Origin of the sequence: Streptomyces sp. NBC_00988, from assembly GCF_045162645.1 — a bacterium.
Classification (GTDB): domain Bacteria; phylum Actinomycetota; class Actinomycetes; order Streptomycetales; family Streptomycetaceae; genus Streptomyces.
Genome location: NZ_CP108730.1, coordinates 7,667,037 through 7,689,090 on the forward strand (window position 1 = coordinate 7,667,037; position 22,054 = coordinate 7,689,090).

Annotated in this window: 20 protein-coding genes; 8 read left to right on the forward strand and 12 right to left on the reverse strand. The window is 70.4% G+C overall.

Going from position 1 to position 22,054, the window contains the following annotated elements; all coding sequences use genetic code 11:
* Position 1 precedes the first annotated feature (1 nt).
* From OG496_RS35420 to OG496_RS35435, 4 genes are all read right to left on the reverse strand, one after another.
* Positions 2-1,111 (reverse strand): threonine/serine dehydratase, encoded by a 1,110-nt coding sequence (locus OG496_RS35420; RefSeq protein ID WP_405973796.1) that lies wholly within the window; start codon positions 1,109-1,111, stop codon positions 2-4.
* A 43-nt stretch (positions 1,112-1,154) separates the two neighbouring features.
* Positions 1,155-1,769, reverse strand: a complete 615-nt coding sequence (locus tag OG496_RS35425) for a hypothetical protein (protein ID WP_405973797.1) — start codon at positions 1,767-1,769, stop codon at positions 1,155-1,157.
* 3 nt (positions 1,770-1,772) lie between these two features.
* Positions 1,773-2,375 (reverse strand): DUF4291 domain-containing protein, encoded by a 603-nt coding sequence (locus OG496_RS35430; protein WP_405976777.1) that lies wholly within the window; start codon positions 2,373-2,375, stop codon positions 1,773-1,775.
* 167 nt (positions 2,376-2,542) lie between these two features.
* Positions 2,543-2,992 (reverse strand): DUF4304 domain-containing protein, encoded by a 450-nt coding sequence (locus OG496_RS35435; protein ID WP_405973798.1) that lies wholly within the window; start codon positions 2,990-2,992, stop codon positions 2,543-2,545.
* A gap of 394 nt (positions 2,993-3,386) precedes the next feature.
* On the opposite strand from OG496_RS35435, the gene OG496_RS35440 reads away from it, so the two are divergent.
* A complete protein-coding gene (locus OG496_RS35440; protein WP_405973799.1) occupies positions 3,387-5,849 on the forward strand; it encodes a PA14 domain-containing protein in 2,463 nt (820 codons plus the stop codon).
* Between the two features lie 59 nt (positions 5,850-5,908).
* Here OG496_RS35440 and msrA read toward each other — a convergent pair whose 3' ends face one another.
* Both msrA and OG496_RS35450 read right to left on the reverse strand, forming a co-directional pair.
* The gene (msrA, locus tag OG496_RS35445) at positions 5,909-6,589 is read right to left on the reverse strand and encodes a peptide-methionine (S)-S-oxide reductase MsrA (RefSeq protein WP_405973800.1); all 681 of its coding nucleotides are present in this window, start codon (positions 6,587-6,589) and stop codon (positions 5,909-5,911) included.
* Positions 6,590-6,752: 163 nt separating this feature from the next.
* A complete protein-coding gene (locus OG496_RS35450) occupies positions 6,753-7,871 on the reverse strand; it encodes a hypothetical protein (protein ID WP_405973801.1) in 1,119 nt (372 codons plus the stop codon).
* 174 nt (positions 7,872-8,045) lie between these two features.
* On the opposite strand from OG496_RS35450, the gene OG496_RS35455 reads away from it, so the two are divergent.
* A complete protein-coding gene (locus tag OG496_RS35455) occupies positions 8,046-9,200 on the forward strand; it encodes a cystathionine gamma-synthase (RefSeq protein ID WP_366489460.1) in 1,155 nt (384 codons plus the stop codon).
* A gap of 14 nt (positions 9,201-9,214) precedes the next feature.
* Here the strand turns inward: OG496_RS35455 and OG496_RS35460 are convergent, their stop codons facing one another.
* The 3 genes from OG496_RS35460 to OG496_RS35470 form a co-directional block, all read right to left on the reverse strand.
* Positions 9,215-9,463, reverse strand: coding sequence for a hypothetical protein (locus tag OG496_RS35460; protein ID WP_405973802.1), 249 nt, complete (start codon positions 9,461-9,463; stop codon positions 9,215-9,217).
* A gap of 34 nt (positions 9,464-9,497) precedes the next feature.
* Complete coding sequence (locus tag OG496_RS35465) at positions 9,498-10,001, reverse strand: sigma factor-like helix-turn-helix DNA-binding protein (protein WP_366489463.1); 504 nt, start codon at positions 9,999-10,001, stop codon at positions 9,498-9,500.
* Between the two features lie 181 nt (positions 10,002-10,182).
* A complete protein-coding gene (locus OG496_RS35470) occupies positions 10,183-10,680 on the reverse strand; it encodes a MarR family transcriptional regulator (RefSeq protein WP_366490373.1) in 498 nt (165 codons plus the stop codon).
* 163 nt (positions 10,681-10,843) lie between these two features.
* On the opposite strand from OG496_RS35470, the gene ilvA reads away from it, so the two are divergent.
* From ilvA to OG496_RS35485, 3 genes are all read left to right on the forward strand, one after another.
* The gene (gene ilvA, locus OG496_RS35475; RefSeq protein ID WP_366489464.1) at positions 10,844-12,073 is read left to right on the forward strand and encodes a threonine ammonia-lyase; all 1,230 of its coding nucleotides are present in this window, start codon (positions 10,844-10,846) and stop codon (positions 12,071-12,073) included.
* A 197-nt stretch (positions 12,074-12,270) separates the two neighbouring features.
* Positions 12,271-13,290 carry an ATP-binding cassette domain-containing protein gene (locus tag OG496_RS35480; protein ID WP_405973803.1) on the forward strand — a complete coding sequence of 340 codons (1,020 nt, stop codon included), beginning with the start codon at positions 12,271-12,273 and terminating at the stop codon, positions 13,288-13,290.
* The gene (locus OG496_RS35485; RefSeq protein WP_033285240.1) at positions 13,287-14,144 is read left to right on the forward strand and encodes an ABC transporter permease; all 858 of its coding nucleotides are present in this window, start codon (positions 13,287-13,289) and stop codon (positions 14,142-14,144) included. Before OG496_RS35480 ends, OG496_RS35485 begins: the two co-directional genes overlap by 4 nt.
* 120 nt (positions 14,145-14,264) lie before the next feature.
* Here OG496_RS35485 and greA read toward each other — a convergent pair whose 3' ends face one another.
* Both greA and OG496_RS35495 read right to left on the reverse strand, forming a co-directional pair.
* On the reverse strand, positions 14,265-14,765 hold the full coding sequence (gene greA, locus OG496_RS35490) for a transcription elongation factor GreA (RefSeq protein WP_366489467.1): 501 nt from the start codon (positions 14,763-14,765) through the stop codon (positions 14,265-14,267).
* A 168-nt stretch (positions 14,766-14,933) separates the two neighbouring features.
* Positions 14,934-15,332 (reverse strand): DUF4307 domain-containing protein, encoded by a 399-nt coding sequence (locus tag OG496_RS35495; RefSeq protein WP_366489468.1) that lies wholly within the window; start codon positions 15,330-15,332, stop codon positions 14,934-14,936.
* Between the two features lie 148 nt (positions 15,333-15,480).
* Between OG496_RS35495 and mca the strand changes: the two genes are divergently transcribed.
* Both mca and OG496_RS35505 read left to right on the forward strand, forming a co-directional pair.
* Positions 15,481-16,341 carry a mycothiol conjugate amidase Mca gene (mca, locus tag OG496_RS35500; protein ID WP_405976778.1) on the forward strand — a complete coding sequence of 287 codons (861 nt, stop codon included), beginning with the start codon at positions 15,481-15,483 and terminating at the stop codon, positions 16,339-16,341.
* Positions 16,334-16,603, forward strand: a complete 270-nt coding sequence (locus OG496_RS35505; protein WP_405973804.1) for a hypothetical protein — start codon at positions 16,334-16,336, stop codon at positions 16,601-16,603. The genes mca and OG496_RS35505 overlap by 8 nt, the downstream gene beginning before the upstream one ends.
* A gap of 33 nt (positions 16,604-16,636) precedes the next feature.
* On the opposite strand, the gene OG496_RS35510 is transcribed toward OG496_RS35505, so the two are convergent.
* Entirely contained in the window at positions 16,637-19,840 is a 3,204-nt protein-coding gene (locus OG496_RS35510; protein WP_405973805.1) for a tetratricopeptide repeat protein, read from the reverse strand.
* 147 nt (positions 19,841-19,987) lie between these two features.
* On the opposite strand from OG496_RS35510, the gene OG496_RS35515 reads away from it, so the two are divergent.
* Positions 19,988-22,018 carry a thioredoxin domain-containing protein gene (locus OG496_RS35515; protein WP_405973806.1) on the forward strand — a complete coding sequence of 677 codons (2,031 nt, stop codon included), beginning with the start codon at positions 19,988-19,990 and terminating at the stop codon, positions 22,016-22,018.
* Positions 22,019-22,054: the final 36 nt, after the last annotated feature.

The following is a 22,054-nucleotide window of genomic DNA, read 5'->3' on the forward strand; positions in this document are numbered from 1 at the left end:
GTCAGGCTTTGTGCGGGACGGGAGCCGCGCCGACCCAACGGCGATAGGCGTCACCGTCGACGTTGCCGCCGCACACGATGGTGACCACATGCCGGCCGGCGAAACGGTCACGGTCTTCCAGGATCGCCGCGATGCCGAGCGCGGCCGACGGTTCGACGACGAGGCCGGCGTGGTCGAGGAGCATGCGCATACCGGCGATGATCGACGCCTCCTGGACGAGGACGGCGTCGTCGGCGACCAGGAGGAGATCGTCCAGGACGGCCGGGATGGGGCGCCGGCCCGCGACGCCGTCGGCGATGGTGTCGGTCGAGTCGGTGGTGACGACGCGGCGCTCGTGCCACGAGCGTGTCATCGCCGGCGCGCCCAGCGGCTGGACGCAGATCACCTCGACACCGGGCGCCAGGGCCTTCAGCACATGCCCCACGCCGGTGGCCATCGCCCCACCGCCGAGAGCGATCAGGACGGCGTCGAACGGCGGCGCGGGGTCGGCCAGTTCCGCCATTTCAGCCTGTTCCGCCGTTTGGGCCAGTTCGGCCAGTTCGGCCAGGGCGGCTTGTTTCGCCTGCTCTCCTGGTCTCGCCTGTTCTGCCGGTTTCGCCCGTTCCAGGGCTTCCACCAGTTCCAGGCCGATGGTCGCCGCGCCCTCGCAGGTCTCGATGTCCAGGCTGTCCTCGACCAGCCGGATGCCGTCGTACCGCGCGATCTCCGCCGCCCGCTCGCGCGCCAACTCGTGGTCGCCGTCCACCAGTTCCAGCCCGGCGCCCAACGCACGGATGCGATCCAGCTTGGCCGCCGTCGCGAAACGGGACGCTACGACGGTCACGTCGAGGCCCCGGCCACGACCGGACCAGGCGAGGGCCTGGCCGAGGTTGCCCGCACTGGCGCACACCACGGCCCGCGGACCACGCTCGGCGAGCAGACTCGCGACCACCTCGGTGCCGCGGCCCTTGAAACTGCGCACCGGGTTCGCCGTTTCGAGCTTGATGCTCACCGCACACCCGAGACCGGGCTCCAACGCCTCACAGCGATACAGCGGAGTACCGAGAAACACCGGGTCGATCACCCGCCGAGCGGCCCGGATCCGATCGGTGTCGAGACGCGTCTGCTGCACGACAGGGGAGCGTAGCGGCACCGGTGCTGTCACGGTTGTTCTGTCAGAGGCCGGACGGCTGGCTGGACAGCCAGCCGGTGTGCTTCGCGCGAAGGCGGTCCCGTTCCGCGGGGGTGGTGAGGATGACGTCCGCCCCACCGTCGTAGGGGTGGTGGATGCGTTGAAGGCCGGTGTCGGTGACGAACACTTCGGCGAGCGTGTCGTCCGCGACGGCGCGCAGCAGCCCGTCGACACAACCGTGCTGCCACGGGCGCCGGTCGGCGTAGAGGCGGGTGTGGGTGTGGAACTCCGGGAACTCCGGGTCGGCGTCGTCCTCGTCCGACTCGGTCCACCAGTGGACGCCGCCGGGGTGCAGTGTCCGGCGTGGTTCCGGATGGTGGGCGGGCCCGGTGGGTGTGTCCGACCAGCACCAGTCCATGGTCACCAGGAACACCTCGGTGTCCGCGAACAACTCGTCGAGGACGGTGTTGTACCGGTGCAGCGCGATCGCGTACTCGTCCTCGCATTCCGGATACCGCTTCGAGCCGGGGAGACTGTGGAAGCGCACCCACCGGTTCGCGTACGTGCTGCGGAACGTGTGGGCGACAGGCGGACCCGACGGCCGCCGTTCCCGCCACAGTGCCGCGAGCAGCGTCGACACGTCGTCGCCGGTGCTCATCCGTCATTCCCGCAGGTGGGCAAGGGGTCCGTCCGGTTCGTCTCGAAGCGGGTACGGGCGTTCCTGCGGCAGCAGCCGGGCGGCGGAGTCCGGGTCACCACCGCTGACGAGGGCCCGGATCTCGTGGGCGAGCGGTGTCACGTCGCGGATGGCGACCGTCCACTCGTCCGCGTAGCGGCGCACGGCCTCACCGGACAGACCGAGCTGCAGGGCACGGTAGGGCAGCGGCTGCAGGCGCAGATCCCGCTCGGGGTCCCACTGCACGCGAGCGGGCGCACGTTTCAACTGACGCTGCCAAGCGGCTCGGTCGGGGTGCACCCCACTGACGTAACTCGACAGGCACGCGTGTCGCAGCGCCCACTCGAAGCCGGCACGCGTGATCTCGACAGCCAGGACGGTCTCCTGGCCTGCCTTCTCACCCCAGCCGCAGCGGTACATCATCCACAGGAACGACGGCTTGATCCACGTCATCCGGTCCCGTTTCCACGCAGCCGGGAAGCGGCCCTCGCGGGCGGCGGGCAGGCCGATCTCCGGGGGATACGCCTGGTAGACGGTGATCGTGGACTCCGAGTGGACCGCACGGATTCCGCGCCGCGGTTCTTCCATGGCGTACAGGTCTTCCATGGCGTACAGGGTGGGGGCCGGGCGCTTCACGAAGCCACCGGTTTTCGACGGCCGTTCGTCTGTGACTGCCGTTCGCTACGGCGGAGGGCGACCGGCCGCAGCGCCGCTCGGCGTGTCAGCTCAGCGACTCGGCTGTCCAGTCCCGTACTTCACGAACGCCGCCGTTCTCGAATCGCCGGCAGCGCGTACTCCGTCACCGCGCTGATGACCCCGCGGGCGACCGGCTCCGGGTCGGTCGTGGCCGAGATGGTCCACCAGGTGTCGCGGTTCGCGGGGAGGAGGCGGCCTATGCGGCTGTGCCAGGCGGCGGGGCCGTAGACGGTGTTCGGGCTGGGGCGGGTGGGGAGGTGGGGCTCGCGTCTGCGGGCCTGGGCCCAGCCGAGTTTGTCGGCCACGGTGACGTTGAGGGTGAACTCGACCTGCCCCGCCGTGTTGTGCGCGGCCTTCTGGAAGCCGATGAGTGCCCAGGTTTCGAGATGGGGGAGTTCGTACGTCTGCCCCGAACCCTTGAAGCCGAGCGCGCGCAGCCCGGGAGCGATCCGTCCGCGCATCAGTGCGGTGAACGCCTGCTGCGCGGTGGGCGCGGAGCCGTCAGCCATCGGACGGCGCCACGACGGTCGGGCAGGACACTCCGGTGCGGGTGAGCCTGTGCTGCCGTATGACCCATCGGTCGCAGCCGGCTGGTGAGTGAAGCAAACCGTCATCCCCGTAGGTGGGCGAGAAGTCCGTCTCCAACAGGATATGGGTGTTCCTGCGGCGACAGTCGGGCCGAGGAGTCCTGGTCGCCGCAGCCGACGAGGGCGTGGATCTCGTGAACAGGCGGTCTGCTCGCCGCAGTTGAGCCGAAGCGGCACAAATGGACGCAGCCGGCCGATGCCCCGCCGTCGAAAGCGAAAGGAAACCGTTTTGCCGTACAACCACAGGCTGCTCTCATGAATCCCCTATCCCGGTAGGACTGCCTGCGGGGCAGCCACGTGTCCAAAAGGGGACTCAGTGAGCAGTGTCGGAAGATCCCGTCTGGCCGCCGCGACCGCGGTGGTGACCGTGATGACGGGCGGTCTCGCCGCGGTGGCCACCTCGCCGGCGTCGGCGGCGGCCTGCACGACGAACACGTACACCCGGCAGGTCTTCGCGAACACCGGTTTCTCGGGTGCGGCGAAGCGCACGGACTGTGACACGGCGATCAGCGAGAACTGGGGCACCAACTCGCCCGGTGTCTCCGGCGTCGGCAAGGACAACTTCGGTGTGCGCTGGACCGTGACCCGTGACTTCGGCTCCGGGGGCCCCTTCGCGTTCGCCGCGTCCGGGCAGGACGGCATCCGCGTGTACCTCGACGGCACGCGCGAGATCGACCTGTGGAAGAACGGCACCAGCACCGTCTCCAGGACCGTCAACCTGACCATCCCCAAGGGCACGCACACCCTGCGCGTCGACTACGTCAACTGGACCGGTGCCGCCGCCGTCAAGTTCGGCTACACCCCGCGCACCGGAGCCACCGTGGACCGGGTCGCCCCGCTCACGCCGGCCGGGCTGGCGATAGCGCGCGACGCCGGCGCCAAACGCAACCTCCTGCGCTGGTCGGCCAACAAGGAGATGGACGTGGCCGGTTACCGCGTCTACCGCCGCACCCCCGACCAGACCTCCTTCGGCAGCCCCCTCGCCACGGTCACCGGCACGACCTTCACCGACACCACCGCCGGCACGACCACCCACCTCTACGAGGTCCGCGCGGTCGACAGGTCGGGCAACACCTCCGAGGGCACGGCCGACGTCTCGGTCACCGGCAACCCGACCTTCCTGCGCCAGTACTTCGCCAACACCACCCTCACCGGCACCCCCAAGCGCACCGACACCGACACCGCGATCAGCGAGAACTGGGGCACCAACTCGCCCGGCGTGTCCGGCGTCGCCAAGGACGACTTCGGCGTCCGCTGGCAGATCACCCGCGACTTCGGCTCCGGCGGCCCCTTCACGTTCACCGCCTCCGGCCAGGACGGCATCCGCGTCTACCTCGACGGCGTACGCAAGATCGACCTGTGGAAGAACGGCGCCACCACCGTCTCCAAGACCGTCACCCTGACCGTCCCCCGCGGAACTCACGTCCTCCGCGTCGACTACGTCAACTGGACCGGCTCCGCCGCCGTCAAGTTCACCTACACGCCCGGCGCACCGGGCCCGGACAACGTCGCCCCGCTCGCGCCCACCGGGACGAAGGTGGCGTACGACGAGGCCGCCGGCTCCGCCACCGTCACCTGGGCGCCCAACAAGGAGATGGATCTCGCCGCCTATCCGTATCAGGTGTACCGGCAGGTCGCGGACGGCGGCTGGATCTCCATGGGGCCGACCAACAAGACCACCTGGACCGACCCCGACGTGGCAACCGACGGCAGGCCCCGCCAGTACGTCGTTGTGGCCACCGACCGTGTGGGGAACGCGTCCGAGCGGACCCCCGTCCTGACGGTCACCCCGCCCGACACCGTCATTCCGGCCGCCCCCGTCCTCGCCGTGTCCCACAAGCCGGGGACGGCCAGCTCCCTCGACATCAGCTGGTACCTGCCCAACGAACGCACCCCGAACGAGCTGCGCAACGGCGGCACCCTCAAGCTCTACCGCTCCACCGGCGACACCCTCGGCGACGACCCCGAACTCCTCGCCACGGTGACGGCGGCCTCACCGTCGATCGACACCTTCACGGACGCACTGCCGGCGTTCGACGGCACCACCTACACCTACGCCGCCGTGGTCACCGACGCCGCCGGCAACGTCTCCCCGATGTCGGAGCCGGTCACGGTGAGCCCCGACAGCGTTCCCCCGCCCGCGCTCACCGGCCTGACCGCGACCCCGCGCGCGGACGGCATCGTGCTGAGCTGGGACGCCCCCGCCGAGAGCGGCCTGAGCTACGTCGCCGCCCGCGTCGTCCGGCGGCCCGACGGCAGCATCCACTACGACAGCACCGGGTGCAGCGATGCCGGGTCGACGTTCCCGGAGAGGGACATACCTAACGAGCTGCTGTGCGCGGGACCCCCGGACGGCGAGACGGTGACCTTCATGGTCGCGGCGCTCGACCGCTGGGACAACCACATCGCCTGGGCCGACGCCTCCACCGTCACCGTCACCGAACCCGACAACAGGCCCGACGACGCCCGCGGCGAGAACACCGGCCCGCTCACCATCGCCAACCCCGACACCGTGGGCACCCTCGGATACGTCCAGTGGACCTGCGACGAAGAGACCCTCTGCGCCACCATCACCGAGTACCACCTGGACAAGTGGAACCCGTCCAACCACACCTACGAACGGGTCAGCACGATCGCGAGCTCCAAGGGCCCCCTCTACAAGACCTACGTGCCGCGAGTCCACGGCGATACGACGTACTTCCGGATCACCGGAGTCCTCACCGACGGCACAACCGCCGCCGTGACGTACGGCGCGGGAGCCTACGGCTTCTCACTGTGAGGCCCCGGGGCCACTCCCACTGCTGAGCGCCGCCCGTTCTCGCGTTCGATCGCCGCCGGCTACTTCTCCGTGCGGTCCGGAGCCTGCCCGATCCCGGTCGGGCAGGACACTCCGGTCCCGGCGAGCCCGCAGTAGCCGGCCGGATTCTTGTCGAGGTACTGCTGGTGGTACCCCTCGGCCGGGTAGAACACCCGGCCCTCCGCCGGGAGTATCTCCGTGCTGATCGTGCCGTAGCGCGACCGCGTGAGGACCTGCTGGTAGGCCGTGCGGGAGGCTTCCGCCGCGGCTGCCTGCTCGGGGGTGTGGGTGTGGATCGCCGAACGGTACTGCGTGCCCACGTCGTTGCCCTGGCGGAAGCCCTGGGTCGGGTTGTGCGACTCCCAGAACGTCTTCAGCAGTTTCTCGTACGAGATCAGCTCCGGGTCGTGGACCACACGGACCACCTCCGTGTGACCGGTCAGGCCCGAACAGACCTCCTCGTACGTGGGGTTCTCCGTGTACCCGCCCTGGTAACCGACGAGCGTTGTCCACACGCCCACCGGCAGCCGCCAGAACGTGCGCTCCGCACCCCAGAAGCATCCCAGTCCGAAGTCGGCGACCTGCAAGTGCTCCGGGTAGGGGCCGAGCAGCGGGCCGCCGAGAACGGTGTGGCGATCGGGGACCGTGAACACCGGCTGCGGCCGGCCCTGCAATGCCTGTTCGGGGGTGGGCAGTTGGGGCGTACGGCTGTGCAGGAACATGCGATCTCCAATCGGGCCACACCGAGGGTCCGCACCTGCTGAACGGGCGAGCCCTGCCGAGAATTCCGCCGCCCTTTCGAGTACGACCCGCTTCGTGTGCGACCGCCTCGGCACCCAGCGCTCGGCACCCAGCGCTCGGCACCCAGTGCTCGGCACCCGGCGCTCAGTGCGGCAGGCTCGCCGGACTCCCGCCGTTCGCCTCGTACCCCGCCACCGCCAGCGCCCGGTAGACCGCGAACTCCGCCGCCGGGTCCGGGGACAGGGTCCAGGGAAGCGCCCCGACGTGGCCGTCGATGTGTATGAGCTGGTTCATCGCCTCGGACCAGCGCTCCGCGCGGACGAGGAAGAAGACCAGGAGATGGCGGACGTGCGCCAGCATCGGGTCGTCGGGGCGGGCCGCGTGGACGGCGAAGAGCGCGCCGTGGATCGCCTTCTCCACGACCTCGCTCTGGTAGAAGCTGTTGACGAGGTTGACCTCGGGGAGGTGCTCGAAGACCGCGAAGAGCGGCATCGCGGCGAGCAGGGAGCCCTGCGGGGCGCGCGCGGCGGCCGCCTCCGCGAACGAGTTCGCCAGCTGGCGCGAACCGTGCCACTTCTCGCACCAGTAGTGCAGGGCCGCCAGGTGTGCCCCCATGTGCGTCGGCGCGCGGTCCAGGATCTTCAGCCACAGCTGCTCGAACTCCGGCTGCGGATACGTCAGTCCGCGGGCCACCGACAGCTCGACGATGTACGGCACCGGGTCACCGGGGGAGAGGAGCGCCGCCTGTCCGCAGGCGTCCCGCGCCTCCTCCATGATGATCCGGAACTCGTCGGTCCCCCGCGTCGACGTACGCCACGCCTGCTGCACCAGGAACTCCGCGTGGACGGCCGCGCCGCCCGCGTCCTTCGGGTGCTCCAGCCGCCACACCCGCAGCCACTGCCCGCCCGGCGTCTCGCTGACCCCGCCGGGCCGCTGCCGCAGCTCCAGCGACGCGGCGCCCGCGAAGGCCTGCACACGCTGCCAGCGCAGCTCACCCGTGATGTCGGTGCCGGCCAGCAACTGCATCGCCGCACGGTAGTCCTGCGTGCGCTGCACCAGGTCGAGGACGTCCACCAGGTCCTGGTCGGGGCCGGGCATGCGGATGTCCAGCTCCTCCTCGCGCACGAAGCCGTAGGTCGCCGGGTCCGCGGCGTCCGGGTGGCCCGGCGAGACCTGCTCGATCGCCCCGCGCCTGCGCCGCAGGAACGGGACCAGCACGAAGCCCAGCATGACCAGCGCCATCAGGACCCAGAGAATCTCCATGCCACAAGCGAACCAGACGCGTCCGACAATTGGCCAACCCGGTCCGCCGCCCTGTGGAAAACCACCCCCGCCCCGGCCCGCGGCCCTGTGGAAAACCTCCGTCGCCCAGCCACTGCGGCCCTGCGGAACCTCCGGATCGTCGTCCACCCCGCGGGCGCACTACGCTCGGGGCTCATGAGCGACAGGCACATCAGTCAGCACTTCGAGACCCTCGCGATCCACGCGGGCAATACCGCCGATCCCCTGACCGGCGCGGTCGTCCCGCCGATCTACCAGGTCTCGACCTACAAGCAGGACGGCGTCGGCGGTCTGCGCGGCGGCTACGAGTACAGCCGTAGCGCCAACCCCACCAGGACCGCCCTGGAAGAGAACCTCGCCGCCCTGGAGGGCGGCCGCCGCGGCCTCGCGTTCGCGTCCGGACTGGCGGCCGAGGACTGCCTGTTGCGTACGCTGCTCAGCCCCGGCGACCACGTCGTCATCCCGAACGACGCGTACGGCGGCACGTTCCGTCTCTTCGCGAAGGTCGTCTCCCGGTGGGGCGTCGAGTGGTCGGTCGCCGACACCAGCGACCCGGCGGCGGTACGGGCGGCCATCACCCCGAAGACGAAGGTCGTCTGGGTGGAGACCCCCTCGAACCCGCTGCTCGGCATCACCGACATCGCGGTCGTCGCGCAGATCGCCCGGGACGCGGGCGCGAAGCTCGTCGTCGACAACACCTTCGCGACGCCGTACCTCCAGCAGCCGCTGGCCCTCGGCGCGGACGTCGTCGTGCACTCCCTGACGAAGTACATGGGCGGTCACTCGGACGTGGTCGGCGGCGCGCTGATCGCGGCCGACGAGGCGCTCGGCGACGAGCTGGCGTACCACCAGAACGCGATGGGCGCGGTCGCCGGGCCCTTCGACTCCTGGCTGGTGCTGCGCGGCGCCAAGACGCTGTCGGTGCGCATGGACCGGCACAGCGAGAACGCCACCAAGATCGCCGACATGCTCACCCGGCACGCACGCGTGACGCGCGTTCTCTACCCGGGTCTCCCTGAGCACCCCGGTCACGAGGTCGCCGCCAAGCAGATGCGGGCCTTCGGCGGCATGATCTCCTTCCAGGTCGAGGGCGGCGAGGAGGCGGCCGTCGAGGTCTGCAACCGCGCCAAGGTGTTCACGCTCGGCGAGTCCCTGGGCGGCGTCGAGTCCCTGATCGAGCACCCGGGACGCATGACGCACGCGTCCGTGGTCGGCTCGGCCCTGGAGGTCCCCGGCGACCTCGTACGCCTCTCCGTGGGCATCGAGAACGTGCAGGACCTCCTGGAGGACCTGCAGCAGGCCCTGGGCTAGAAGGGCAGTCGGTCTCACCAACCCGTCAGCGGTGGAGTCGTCTCCGACGGCGGCTCCACCCAGGGATGGACCATCAGCGCCCATACGGTGAACGCCACGATCGCCGTCCACATCAGCGCCCACATCAGCCGCCGGGCGGCCCTGCGGCGGCGCAGCATCCGGCCGCCGCGCCGTACGACGTCCGCGTACAGCTCCGGCGGCACCTGCGGCGGAGTCCGATCCATGATCCGCCGTACGGCCGCCTCACGCTCGGGCCTGTTCACGCGCGCGTACCCCCGCTCCACGGCTTCCTGGGCGTCATGACGGCACCACCTTGGCCCCGCCCACCTTCGGTGCCGGACCGCGCGGTGGATGCAGCAGCGTCGCCGTCGCCCGCTCGCAGATCGTCCGGACCCGTTCCGTGGGCAGCCCGAGCAGTGCGGCGGCTTGCTCCTCGGCGACCCCCTCGTACAGCCTGAGGACGAGGATCAGCCGCTCCTGGGGCACGAGCGCGCCCAGCGGGCTGTCGGGGTGGGGGCGGGACCGGCCGAGACCGCCGTACTGGTGCCAGGCAGCGCGGGCGAAGCGGCTGGCCAGGTACTGGCGGGCGCGGTCGTACGGGTCCTCACCGCGCAGCCGGTCCCAGCACGCGTACGTGTGGGCCAGGGACAGCGTCAACAGGCGCCGCGCGCGCGGGTTGTCGTCCGGGGCCTCCGCGGTCAGCAGCGTGGCGGCATGCAGCAGCCGCCCTGCCGCGCCCGCGACGAACGCCTCGAACTCCCGGGCCCGGCGGGCGCCTTGGGACGCCTGCCGTTCTCGCACCGCGCAGCCTCACCCCCTGAAGGACCCGGTCTCATATGAGGCCAGGGCCGACGCGAGGTCAAGAGTTCGGTACGAAAGGCGGGAGTCGGGCATCACGCGCGTGTGCCCGCGCCCTTCATGAAGCCGGGTCCTCAAGAACCCGTGCCCTTCAGGAACCCGTGCCCTGAAGACCCCGCACCCTTCAGGAAGCCGACGGCGTCTCGGTGCCCGGGACCGCCATCCGCGCGGAGAGGGCGCTGTTGAAGCGTGTGAGGAGCGCGCAGAACTCCTCGCGCTCCTTCGGCGCCCAGTCGTGTGTCAGCTCCTCCATCAACTGACGCCTGGATGACCGCACTTCCTCCAGTCGCGACTGCCCGCGCGGGGACAGCTGCAGCACCACCGCGCGGCCGTCCTCGGGGTGCGAGGTGCGCTTGACGAGCCCGGTGTCGACGAGCGGAGCCACCTGCCGGGTGACAGTGGAGGAGTCGATCCCCATGCTCGCGGCGAGCGCCTTGACGCCCATCGGGCCTTCCTTGTCCAGGCGGTTGAGCAGCAGATACGCGGCGCGGTCCATGGAGTTGCGCACCTGTCCGACTCCGCCGAGCCGGGTCTGTTCGGCACGGCGCGCGAACACCGCCACCTCGTGCTGCAGCGTGTCGAGGAGACCGGGTTCACCGACGGTCGTCATGTCCATCGACATTTCAGGTGTTGTGGGCATGGCCGGAGGCTCGCTTCATGAAGGGGGTGCTGGGTTGGGGGACAGGGTACGCGGATGGAAGGCGGCCCGTACCGGCGCTGCGCAAACCAGTCTCGGAGGTTGGTCACAGCCGTGCCGTGCGCCTGTGAACTGCGATGCTTGAGTCATGAGCTACAGCACGGCTGACTCCTTGCGACCCGTCACCCTCGACGATGTGCGCGGCGCCCAGAAGATGCTCACGGGCGTGGCGCGGGTGACCGCGATGGAAGGCAGCAGGCACCTCACCCAGCTCGTCGGCTCGCCGGTGCACTTCAAGTGCGAGAACCTCCAGCGGACCGGCTCCTTCAAACTCCGCGGCGCCTACGTCCGTATCGCCGGACTGCTCCCCGAGGAGCGCGCCGCCGGTGTCGTCGCCGCGAGCGCCGGCAACCACGCCCAGGGCGTCGCCCTCGCCTCCGCACTCCTGGGCGTGCGCTCCACGGTGTTCATGCCCAAGGGCGCGCCCCTGCCGAAGATCAGCGCCACCAAGGAGTACGGCGCCGAGGTGCGCCTGCACGGCCACGTGGTCGACGAGACGCTGGCCGCCGCGCAGGAGTACGCCCACGAGACGGGCGCGGTGTTCATCCACCCCTTCGACCACCCGGACATCATCGCGGGCCAGGGCACGGTCGGCCTGGAGATCCTGGACCAGTGCCCCGAGGTGCGCACGATCGTCGTCGGGATCGGCGGCGGCGGGCTCGCGGCCGGTGTCGCGGTCGCCGTGAAGGCGCTGCGGCCCGACGTGCGGATCGTGGGCGTCCAGGCGGCGGGCGCGGCCGCGTTCCCGCCCTCGCTGGCGGCCGGTCGCCCGGTGGCGATCAAGAATCCGGCGACGATGGCCGACGGCATCAAGGTCGGGTGCCCCGGCGAGGTGCCGTTCGGGATCGTCGCCGAGCTGGTGGACGAGGTCCGCACGGTCAGCGAGGACGAGCTGTCCGCCGCGCTGCTGCTGTGCCTGGAGCGGGCCAAGCTGGTCGTCGAGCCGGCCGGTGCCAGCCCGGTCGCGGCGCTGCTGAGCGATCCGCGGGGCTTCGAGGGACCGGTCGTCGCGCTGCTGTCCGGCGGGAACGTCGACCCGCTGCTGCTCAACCGCATCCTGCGCCACGGCATGTCCGCGCAGGGCCGCTACCTGGCCGTGACGCTGCGGCTGACGGACCGGCCGGGGGCCCTCGCGACGCTTCTCGGGGTGTTGTCAGTGGTCGACGCTAACGTCCTCGATGTGAGCCACGTCCGGACCGATCCGCGGCTCGGGCTCACGGAGGCGGAGGTCGAGCTGCATCTGGAGACGAAGGGTCCGGTGCACTGCGCCGAGGTCGGCCACGCCCTGCGCGACGCGGGGTACACCGTCATCGACTGAGATCGGTCGTCGACCGAGGTCAGAACCCCTCGCCACCCGTTCCGTCACTCGTTCGAGAAAATCTGTTGAGAGACGCGATACATCGCGTTATGGTGTGTCTCGTGTCGCCCGCAGGCAGCAGCATGCCGCTCCCATGGGCAGAACAAAAGACACAAACCTAGGCTTTTCAAAGAATCCCCGACGACGTGGAGACTGATATGCCAGGCGCCATCTATGCCGAAGGCCTGGTGAAAACCTTCGGCGATGTGAAAGCTCTGGACGGCGTCGACCTCGATGTCCCCGAGGGCACCGTGCTGGGCCTGCTCGGGCCCAACGGCGCGGGCAAGACGACCGCCGTCCGCTGTCTGACCACCCTGCTGCGCCCCGACCGCGGCAAGCTGATCGTGGCCGGCCTCGACGTGCTGAAGCAGCCCAACGAGGTGCGGCGCTCCATCGGCCTCTCCGGCCAGTTCGCCGCGGTCGACGAGTACCTGACCGGCCGGGAGAACCTGCAGATGGTCGGCCAGCTCTACCAGATGAAGGCCAAGGCCGCGAAGGCCCGGGCCGACCAGCTGCTCGACCAGTTCAACCTCGGGGACGCCGCCGACCGTACGGCCAAGACCTACTCCGGAGGCATGCGCCGCCGGCTCGACCTGGCGGCGGCGCTCGTCGTCTCCCCGCCCGTGATGTTTATGGACGAGCCGACCACCGGCCTCGACCCGCGCAACCGCCAGATGCTGTGGGAGGTCATCAAACAGCTCGTCTCCGGCGGTACGACACTCCTGCTGACCACCCAGTATCTGGAGGAGGCCGACCACCTCGCGCACGACATCGCGGTGGTCGACCACGGCCGCGTCATCGCCCGCGGCACCTCCGACCAGCTCAAGGCCCGCACCGGCGGCGAGCGCGTCGAGGTCGTCGTGCACGAGCGCGACCACATCCAGATCGCCTCCGAGATCCTCCTCGGCTTCGGCAAGGGCGAGACCACGGTCGAGGAGCACACCCGCAAACTCACCGTGCCCGTCACCGGCGGCGCGAAGCTCCTCGCCGAGGTGATCCGCGAGCTCGACTCCCGCGGCATCGAGATAGACGACATCGGCCTCCGCCGCCCCACCCTCGACGACGTGTTCCTCTCCCTGACGGGCCACCTGGCCGAGGAGAAGGCCGAGGAGAACGGCACGGAAGCGAACCAGAACCCCAAGGACCGCAAGCAGAAGAAGGAGGAGGCCGCGAAGTGAGTGCCGTCACCGATGCCGCGCCGGTCGCGGCGCCGAGCAGCGCGCTGGGCCAGTCCGTGCACGACTCACTGGTCGTCGCCAAGCGGAACTTGATCAGAATGTCTCGAATTCCCGAGATGGTAATTTTCGGACTGATCCAGCCGATCATGTTCGTGGTGCTGTTCACCTACGTTTTCGGCGGTTCCATGCAGATCGGCGGCAGCACCAGCGCCACCGACTACAAGAACTTCCTGATGGCCGGCATCTTCGCGCAGACCGTCACGTTCGCCACCGCCAGTTCCGGCGCGGGCATCGCCGACGACATGCACAAGGGACTCATCGACCGGTTCCGCTCGCTGCCCATGGCGCGCGGCGCGGTGCTGACCGGGCGGACGCTCGCGGACCTCGTGCAGACCGCGCTGACCCTGCTGGTCCTCGCGATAGTCGCCCTGCTGGTCGGCTGGCGGGTCGGGTCGGACGGGGGAACCAACGCCGGCAAGGTGCTCGGTGCCTTCGGGCTGCTGCTTCTGCTCGGGTACGCGTTCACCTGGATCGGCGCCCTGATCGGGCTCAGTGTCCGTACGCCCGAGGCGGCCACCTCCGGCGGGCTGATCTGGCTCTTCCCGGTGACGTTCATCTCGAACGCGTTCGTGGACACCAGCAACATGACCCCGTGGCTGCGCCACATCGCCGAGTGGAACCCGTTCAGCGCCACCGTGCAGGCCTGCCGGGTGCTCTTCGCCAACCCGGGACAGTCGCCCTCGGACGCCTGGCCCATGGTGCACCCGGTGTGGGCCTCACTGATCTACTCGCTGCTGATCATCCTCATATTCCGGACGCTGGCGGTGCGGAAGTACCGCTCGGCGACGGCCTGAGGCACACGGGCAGGCACCGGCGCGGCTCCTCGCAGCCGTACCCGGGCCCGACCGCGCACGACGAAGCCCCCGGCGCCGCAAGGTCGCCGGGGGCTCGCCGAAGGGCGGGGGTCCTGAGGGTCAGCCGTTGTACGGCACGGCCTTGAGGATCGTCACCGAGGCCTTCTTGCCGTTGGGCAGCTCGTACTGCGCTTCCTCGCCGACCTTGTGGCCGAGCACGCCGGAGCCCAGCGGGGACTGCGGCGAGTAGGTCTCGATGTCGGCGCTCGCGTACTCGCGCGAGGCGAGCAGGAAGGTCGTGGTGTCGCTCTCGTCGCCGTCGAAGGCGATCGTGACGACCATGCCGGGCGCGACCGCGCCGTCCGACGACGCCGGAGCCTCACCGACCTTGGCCTTCTCCAGAAGCTGGGTCAGCTGGCGGATGCGGAGCTCCTGCTTGCCCTGCTCCTCCTTGGCCGCGTGGTACCCGCCGTTCTCGCGCAGGTCGCCCTCCTCGCGAGCGGCCGCGATCTTCACGGTGATCTCGGCGCGCGCGGGACCAGACAGGTACTCCAGCTCGTCCTTGAGCTTGGTGTACGCCTCCTGCGTGAGCCAGGTGACGTCTTCGCTGGTCTGGGTCACAGGTGCTCCTCGTAGGTACTGGGAATACAAAGCATCGCCCTACCCAGAAGAATGTTCCTTCATGGAAGGGCGAAACCACGAGCCTAACAATTCAACGGCGTCAGGGGGAGGACATAAGCCGTCAGACATACGTCAACGCTGGTCAGCGCCTACGTAACGAGAGTGACGTCAGTCGGAGTGGCAGCCCAGCAGCTCGGCCGTGGTGCCCCTGGCCGTGGTGCGCAGGGTGACGACCCTGTCGATGCGGGTCGCGGAGCCGCCGAAGTGGAAGTCGGCCCGGCCCACCTCGGACTGGTCGGCGGCTTGGGAGCGCAGGGTGCAGTAGCCGGTGGTCCCGGAGTCCTTGTGGACCTCCAGATGCACCTTGACCTCGTTGCCCGAGGCCTGGAAGGTGATCACCTCGGCGCTGATCTTGGCCTCGACGACGTAGTGGTAGGCGAAGTACCCGACGAGGGCGAGCAGCATCGCCGCGAGGACGGCGCCGGCGATCCTGAGCTTGTGGTCGGCACGCTCGTCCGACGAGCGGCCGTAACGGCCCTCGGGCAGTCGCGCACTCGCCGTACTCATGATCGTCCTCTCGGCAAGGGGCCGTAGAAGCAGGCCCCCGGAATTATTCGCCCCCGGATTCGGTCACTATAGAAGCCGCCGATCGCACCCCAGGACACCGGGGCGCCGACCTACTGAGGATTGAGTCTTGACTGACCAGCTGCGACTGATGGCCGTCCACGCGCACCCCGACGACGAGTCGAGCAAGGGCGCGGCCACCATGGCGAAGTACGTGTCCGAGGGGGTGGACGTGCTGGTCGTGACCTGCACGGGCGGGGAACGGGGCTCCATCCTCAACCCGAAGCTCCAGGGCGACACGTACATCGAGGAGCACATCCACGAGGTGCGCAAGAAGGAGATGGACGAGGCCCGCGAGATCCTCGGCATCAAGCAGGAATGGCTCGGCTTCGTCGACTCGGGGCTTCCCGAGGGCGACCCGCTGCCGCCGCTGCCCGAGGGCTGCTTCGCGCTGGAGGATGTCGACAAGGCGGCCGGCGAGCTGGTGAAGCAGATCCGGTCGTTCCGTCCGCAGGTGATCACCACCTATGACGAGAACGGCGGTTACCCGCACCCCGACCACATCATGACCCACAAGATCTCGATGGTGGCGTTCGAGGGCGCGACGGACACCGAGAAGTACCCGGAGTCGGAGTACGGCCCGGCCTACCAGCCGCAGAAGCTGTACTACAACCAGGGCTTCAACCGTCAGCGCACCGAGGCCCTGCACAGCGCGCTGCTGGCGCGCGGCCTGGAGTCGCCGTACGAGGAGTGGCTCAAGCGCTGGAACGAGTCGGGGCACACCGAGCGCACGCTCACCACGCACATCCCCTGCGCCGAGTTCTTCGAGATCCGCGACAAGGCGCTGCTCGCGCACGCCACGCAGATCGACCCCGACGGCGGCTGGTTCCGGGTGCCGATGGAGATCCAGAAGGAGATCTGGCCGACCGAGGAGTACGAGCTGGTGAAGTCCCTCGTCGCCAGCTCCCTCCCCGAGGACGACCTCTTTGCGGGCATCCGCGACAATGCCTGACATGAGCTCAAGCGCAGCCCTGGCAATGACGCACCTGGTCCCCCTCGCCGAGGTCGACGAGAACAAGGTCACCCCCGGCGTCCTCGGCTTCATCGTGTTCGCGGTGATGGCCCTGGCCGTCTGGGGCCTGATGAAATCGATGAGCAAGCAGATGAACAAGGTCGACTTCAAGGAGGGCGCGGACCCGAAGGCCGAGCCGACCGCGGAGTCGAAGGCCGAGGCCGGGGCCGCCCCGGCCGAGTCCAAGGCCAAGCAGGGCTGAGGCGGCCGGTCCGGCGGCCCGCACGAGGGGTGCTCAGGGGGTGCCGGACACCGTCACCCCCATCACCTCCCGCGCATGCCGGCTCGGCACCATGCCCAGCCGCCACGCCTGCCAGCCCGCCTCCAGGTTCACGCCCCGCTCCAGCAGCAGCTGGTACGCCTCCACGTAGTCGTGGAGTTTCTCGTCGCGGTGCGGGTGGCCGGTGCGCGACAGCTGGGCGAGTTCCTCCTGGGCGACCGCCGTGCCGACCACGACCCCGCCCGGGGCCGCGTACGGCAGCAGCGTGGAGCGCAGGAAGTGGGCCCAGTCCTCGCCGCGGTGGTCGCCGTACGAGGTGAACAGGCCTACGGCCTCGTCGCACAGCGTCAGTGCCTGTTGGGTACGGGCGTTGCCCGCGTCGACGACCGCGAGCTCCAGGCAGGTCCACGCCTCGCCGTGGGCGACGCCGATGCGCTGGAAGTCGGCGCGGGCGTCGACCAGGAGCTGGCGGGCGAACCCGGAGTTGCGCAGCGAACCGGTCTGGGCCGCGCGCTGGTCGCGGGTCACGCGTGCCGAGTGGTGCCGGGCGCAGGCGAGGCCGTAGACGTCGCGCATGCGGGAGAACATCGTGCGGGAGCGTTCCAGCTCGCGTACCGCGAGGTCGAGGTTGCCGGTCTCCTCCAGGGCCTGGCCGAGGTAGTAGACCGTCCAGGCCTCGCCGCGGGCGTCCTCGTTGTCGCGGTGCCGGGCGGCTGCCTGGCGCAGGCCGTCGATCGCGGGGGACGGGTCGCCGGCGACCAGGCGCGCGCGGGCCAGTTGGGTCAGGGCCCAGGCCTCGCCGCGGGCGTCGCGGGTGCGGCCGTAGAGGCCGAGGGCCGTGGTGAGTTCGGACTCGGCGCGGGGGATGTCGCCCATGCGCAGGCCGAGTTGGCCGAGCTGGAAGTGGGCCCAGGCCTCGCCGTGGACGGATTCGCCGGCGCGGTGCAGGACGAGGGATTCGGTCAACAGGCGCATGGCTTCGGGGAGTCGGCCGCGGTCGCGTTCCACGGCGGCCAGGGCGTGCATCGTCCAGGCGCGGTCCGTGGCGAGTTCGGGCGGGGCTTGCAGGTCGAGGGCCTCGCGGAGTTTCGCCGCCGCCTCGGTGAGGTTGCCCTGGTGGTGGAGGGTGATGCCGAGCGAGCAGAGGGCGCGTGCGGCGCCCGCGTCGTGATGGGCCTCCATGTAGAGGTCGACGACGGAGGTGAGGGTGGTGCGCGCCTTGTCGAGTTCGCCGAGCTGCCGGGCCGCGATACCCGTACGCCACTGCACCGAGCGGACCAGGAGGCCCTGGTCGACGGCCTGCGCCAACTCGCTGATCTCACCGAGCCGGTAGAGGTCGCCGCGCAGCAGGCAGTAGTCGCACAGCGCGCCCAGCAGATTCAGTACGGCGCCCTGGTCGACGCCCTCCGCGTGCCGCAGCGTCGAGGTGATGAAGCTCGACTCGTCGTCCAGCCAACGCAGCGCCTCGTCGAGCGAGGTGAAACCGTGCGGGCCGAACCGGTCCGAGCGCGTCGACATGTTGCCGTCGACCAACCGCAGGACGGAGTCGGCGAGTTCGCCGTAGTTCACGATCAACCGCTCCTGCGCGGCCGTACGTTCCGAGGGCTCCTCCTCGTCGAGGAGGCGGGCCTGGGCGAAGGCGCGGACCAGGTCGTGCAGACGGTAGCGGGTGCCGCGGACGTGGTCGATGAGGCCCGCCCGGGACAGGGCCTCCAGCTGGCGGGTGGCCTCGGTCTCGTCGGCGCCCAGCAGGGCCGCCGCCGCTGCCGCGCCCAGCGAGGCCCGGCCGGCCAGCGCCAGCCTGCGCAGCAGCGCGCGGGCCGGGTCGGACTGGTCGGTGTAGCGCAGCCACAGGGCCCGCTCGACCGGTTCCACCGGACCGTACGCGCCCAGATCCGTGGCCAGCCGACCCGGTGAGCGCGGGCCGAGGGAGGAGCCCGCGATGCGCAGCGCCAGCGGCAGCCCACCGCACAACTCCCTGATGTGGTCGGTGGATTCGGCGTCGTACGGCTCCGAACCGTCCTGCGCGGCCGCGCCCAGCAACTCCTCCGCGCCCGCGGCGTCCAGTGACTCCACCGGCAACTGGTGGACCCAGGCGGCGAGTTCGGCAGGCAGGTCGAGGGGCTTGCGGGCGGTGACCACGACCAGGCTGTCCGAACGCTCGGGCACCAGCGTGGCCACCTGCGCGACATCGGAGGCGTCGTCCAGGACGATCGTCACCGGCAGTCCGGTCAGGTGCTGGTGGTACAACTCGCCCAGCCGCTTGACCTGTTGGTCGGGCGAGGAGCGCTCGCGGAACAGCAACTGCTCACGGGGTGCGCCGAGCCGGTTCAGCAGATGCAGCAGGGCGTCGCGGGTGGGCAACGGCGGTTCGCCCGGGCTGTCGCCGCGCAGATCCACCACGCAGGCACCGCGGAACTGGTCCCGCAGATCGTGCGCGGCCCGCACCGCGAGAGTGGTGCGCCCCGAGCCGGGAGCACCGTGCAGCACGACCACGGTCGGCCGGGTCTCCGTACTCGCGCGCCCCGCCTGCACCAGTTGCCGAATCCGGGCCAACTCGGCCCGCCGACCGGCGAACGCCCCAACGGCATCGGGGAGTTGACCGAACGACTGCTCCAGCACACTCCTTCTCCGCGCAGCCGCACTCTTGTCCGCACCGCGCAACTGCGGCCCCGGCTTCCGAGTCGGCCCGGTGGACGCGGCGAGCACTCGCTGCTGGTCCAGGAACGGCCGGATGCCCCGCACCTCCAGCGCCGTCAGCCACTGCAACCGCAGCTGCTCCGGACCGCCGGGCTGGCTCACGGCACCGGCGCGGTGATGCGCGGCGGGCAGATGCGAGGCGGTCACCTTCACGACGGTCGCCGCCGCGCCCACGACACCGACGGTCACCCCGGCGCCGAACGCGGTCCCGGTCCCGGTGCCGAGGGCGAGGTCGGCCACCACGGCGGCGACCGCGCCAACACCCGCCACCAGCAAGGGAGTTCGGCCGCCCTCCTTCGCATACCGCTGCCCGAAGGTGAGCTGCCCCGCCGACGCCTCGTCGAGAGCCCGGGTGTAGGCCGCGTACTCGTCGGCCGCCGTCTCCGCCATGGCGTCCAGAGCGGCCCGGGACCGCGCCAGCAGCACCTGCCCGTCCGTGCGCCCGCCGGAGCGCCGCACCTCCTCCTCCACGGCCCGAGCCAACAGCCGCTCGGCATCGGTCCGATGGCCGTCCCGCATGTGTCGTCCCCCTCCGGCGGCAACTCCCTGGCCTATGAGTGTCCTTCGGGGGAGGCTTGAGCGCGAGAGGGCGACGATCATCCGTTCGCCGTGCGGAAGCGGTAGCCGGTCCCGCGGGCCTCGGCTCCGGTCAGGCACGATGGGGGCATGCCGAACCGACTGGCCCATGAGACATCCCCGTATCTGCTCCAGCACGCCGACAACCCCGTCGACTGGTGGCCCTGGTCGGCCGAGGCCTTCGACGAGGCTCGGCGGACCAACCGGCCGGTGCTGCTCAGCGTCGGGTACAGCAGCTGTCACTGGTGCCACGTCATGGCCCACGAGTCCTTCGAGGACCAGCCCACCGCCGACTACCTCAACGAGCACTTCGTCAGCATCAAGGTCGACCGCGAGGAACGCCCCGACGTCGACGCCGTCTACATGGAGGCCGTCCAGGCGGCCACCGGGCAGGGCGGCTGGCCCATGACCGTGTTTCTCACGCCGGACGCCGAGCCCTTCTACTTCGGGACGTACTTCCCGCCCGCGCCCCGCCACGGCATGCCCTCCTTCCGGCAGGTGCTGGAGGGGGTGCGCAGTGCCTGGACCGACCGGCGGGACGAGGTCGCCGAGGTCGCCGGGAAGATCACCCGGGACCTGTCCCAGCGCGAGATCGACTACGGCAGCACCGAGGCCCCCGGCGAGGAGGAGCTGACCGGCGCACTCCTCGGGCTCACCCGGGAGTACGACCCGCAGCGCGGCGGATTCGGCGGCGCGCCCAAGTTCCCGCCGTCCATGGCGCTTGAGTTCCTGCTGCGCCGCCACGCCCGCACCGGCTCCGAGGGCGCCCTGGAGATGGCGCGGGACACCTGCGAGCGCATGGCACGCGGCGGGATCTACGACCAGCTCGCGGGCGGGTTCGCGCGGTACTCCGTCGACCGCGAGTGGGTCGTCCCGCACTTCGAGAAGATGCTCTACGACAACGCCCTGCTCTGCCGGGTCTACGCGCACCTGTGGCGCAGCACCGGTTCCGAGCTGGCGCGCCGCGTGGCCGTCGAGACCGCCGACTTCATCGTGCGTGAACTCCGCACCAACGAGGGCGGGTTCGCCTCCGCCCTCGACGCCGACAGCGACGACGGGACCGGCAAGCACGTCGAGGGCGCCTACTACGTCTGGACTCCCGAGCAGTTCACCGAAGTTCTCGGCGAGGAGGACGGCGCACTCGCCGCCCAGTACTTCGGGGTGACCGACGACGGGACCTTCGAAGAGGGGCAGTCCGTCCTTCAACTCCCGCAGAGCGAAGGGGTCTTCGACGCCGGGAAGGTCGAGTCGGTCAAGAGCCGTCTCCTCGCCGCCCGTTCACAGCGTCCCGCCCCCGGCCGCGACGACAAGGTGGTCGCCGCCTGGAACGGCCTCGCGATCGCCGCGCTCGCCGAGACCGGCGCCTACTTCGACCGCCCCGACCTGGTCGAGGCCGCCGTCTCCGCCGCCGATCTCCTCGTACGCCTGCATCTCGACGAGCACGCCAAGCTGGCCCGCACCAGCAAGGACGGCCAAGTCGGGGCGAACGCCGGGGTGTTGGAGGACTACGCCGATGTGGCCGAAGGCTTCCTCGCGCTCGCCTCGGTCACGGGGGAGGGGGTCTGGCTGGAGTTCGCCGGGTTCCTGCTCGACCACGTGCTCGCCGGGTTCGTAGATGAGTCGGGGGCCCTGTATGACACCGCCGCCGATGCCGAGCGGCTCATTCGGCGGCCGCAGGATCCGACCGACAACGCCACCCCGTCCGGCTGGACCGCCGCCGCCGGTGCGCTGCTCAGCTATGCCGCGCAGACCGGCGCCGAGCCCCATCGCACCGCCGCCGAGCGGGCGTTGGGGGTCGTGAAGGCGCTCGGGCCGCGCGTTCCGCGGTTCATCGGGTGGGGGCTGGCCGTCGCCGAGGCGTATCTCGACGGGCCGCGCGAGGTGGCCGTCGTAGGGCCCTCGCTCGGCGACGAAGGCGCAAAAGCCTTGCACCGTACGGCACTTCTGGGGACCGCGCCCGGGGCCGTGGTGGCCTTCGGGGTTGCGGGGAGTGACGAACTGCCGTTGCTCGCCGACCGGCCCCTGGTCGACGGTGGACCGGCGGCGTATGTCTGCCGTAACTTCACCTGTGACGCGCCGACGACCGACCCCGAGCAGCTGAGCAACGCGCTGAACAGGTGAAACGCCAGAGTCGTAACCGGCGCAAACGCGACCAGT

Coding starts and splice junctions, on each gene's coding strand:
- OG496_RS35515 (WP_405973806.1), top strand. CDS start 19,988: ATGCCGAACCGACTGGCCCATGAGACATCCCCGTATCTGCTCCAGCAC.
- OG496_RS35455 (WP_366489460.1), top strand. CDS start 8,046: ATGAGCGACAGGCACATCAGTCAGCACTTCGAGACCCTCGCGATCCAC.
- mca (WP_405976778.1), top strand. CDS start 15,481: ATGGCCGTCCACGCGCACCCCGACGACGAGTCGAGCAAGGGCGCGGCC.
- OG496_RS35505 (WP_405973804.1), top strand. CDS start 16,334: ATGCCTGACATGAGCTCAAGCGCAGCCCTGGCAATGACGCACCTGGTC.
- msrA (WP_405973800.1), bottom strand. CDS start 6,589: ATGTTCCTGCACAGCCGTACGCCCCAACTGCCCACCCCCGAACAGGCA.
- OG496_RS35495 (WP_366489468.1), bottom strand. CDS start 15,332: ATGAGTACGGCGAGTGCGCGACTGCCCGAGGGCCGTTACGGCCGCTCG.
- OG496_RS35430 (WP_405976777.1), bottom strand. CDS start 2,375: ATGGAAGAACCGCGGCGCGGAATCCGTGCGGTCCACTCGGAGTCCACG.
- OG496_RS35425 (WP_405973797.1), bottom strand. CDS start 1,769: ATGAGCACCGGCGACGACGTGTCGACGCTGCTCGCGGCACTGTGGCGG.
- ilvA (WP_366489464.1), top strand. CDS start 10,844: ATGAGCTACAGCACGGCTGACTCCTTGCGACCCGTCACCCTCGACGAT.
- OG496_RS35450 (WP_405973801.1), bottom strand. CDS start 7,871: ATGGAGATTCTCTGGGTCCTGATGGCGCTGGTCATGCTGGGCTTCGTG.
- OG496_RS35435 (WP_405973798.1), bottom strand. CDS start 2,992: ATGGCTGACGGCTCCGCGCCCACCGCGCAGCAGGCGTTCACCGCACTG.
- OG496_RS35470 (WP_366490373.1), bottom strand. CDS start 10,680: ATGTCGATGGACATGACGACCGTCGGTGAACCCGGTCTCCTCGACACG.
- OG496_RS35480 (WP_405973803.1), top strand. CDS start 12,271: ATGCCAGGCGCCATCTATGCCGAAGGCCTGGTGAAAACCTTCGGCGAT.
- OG496_RS35510 (WP_405973805.1), bottom strand. CDS start 19,840: ATGCGGGACGGCCATCGGACCGATGCCGAGCGGCTGTTGGCTCGGGCC.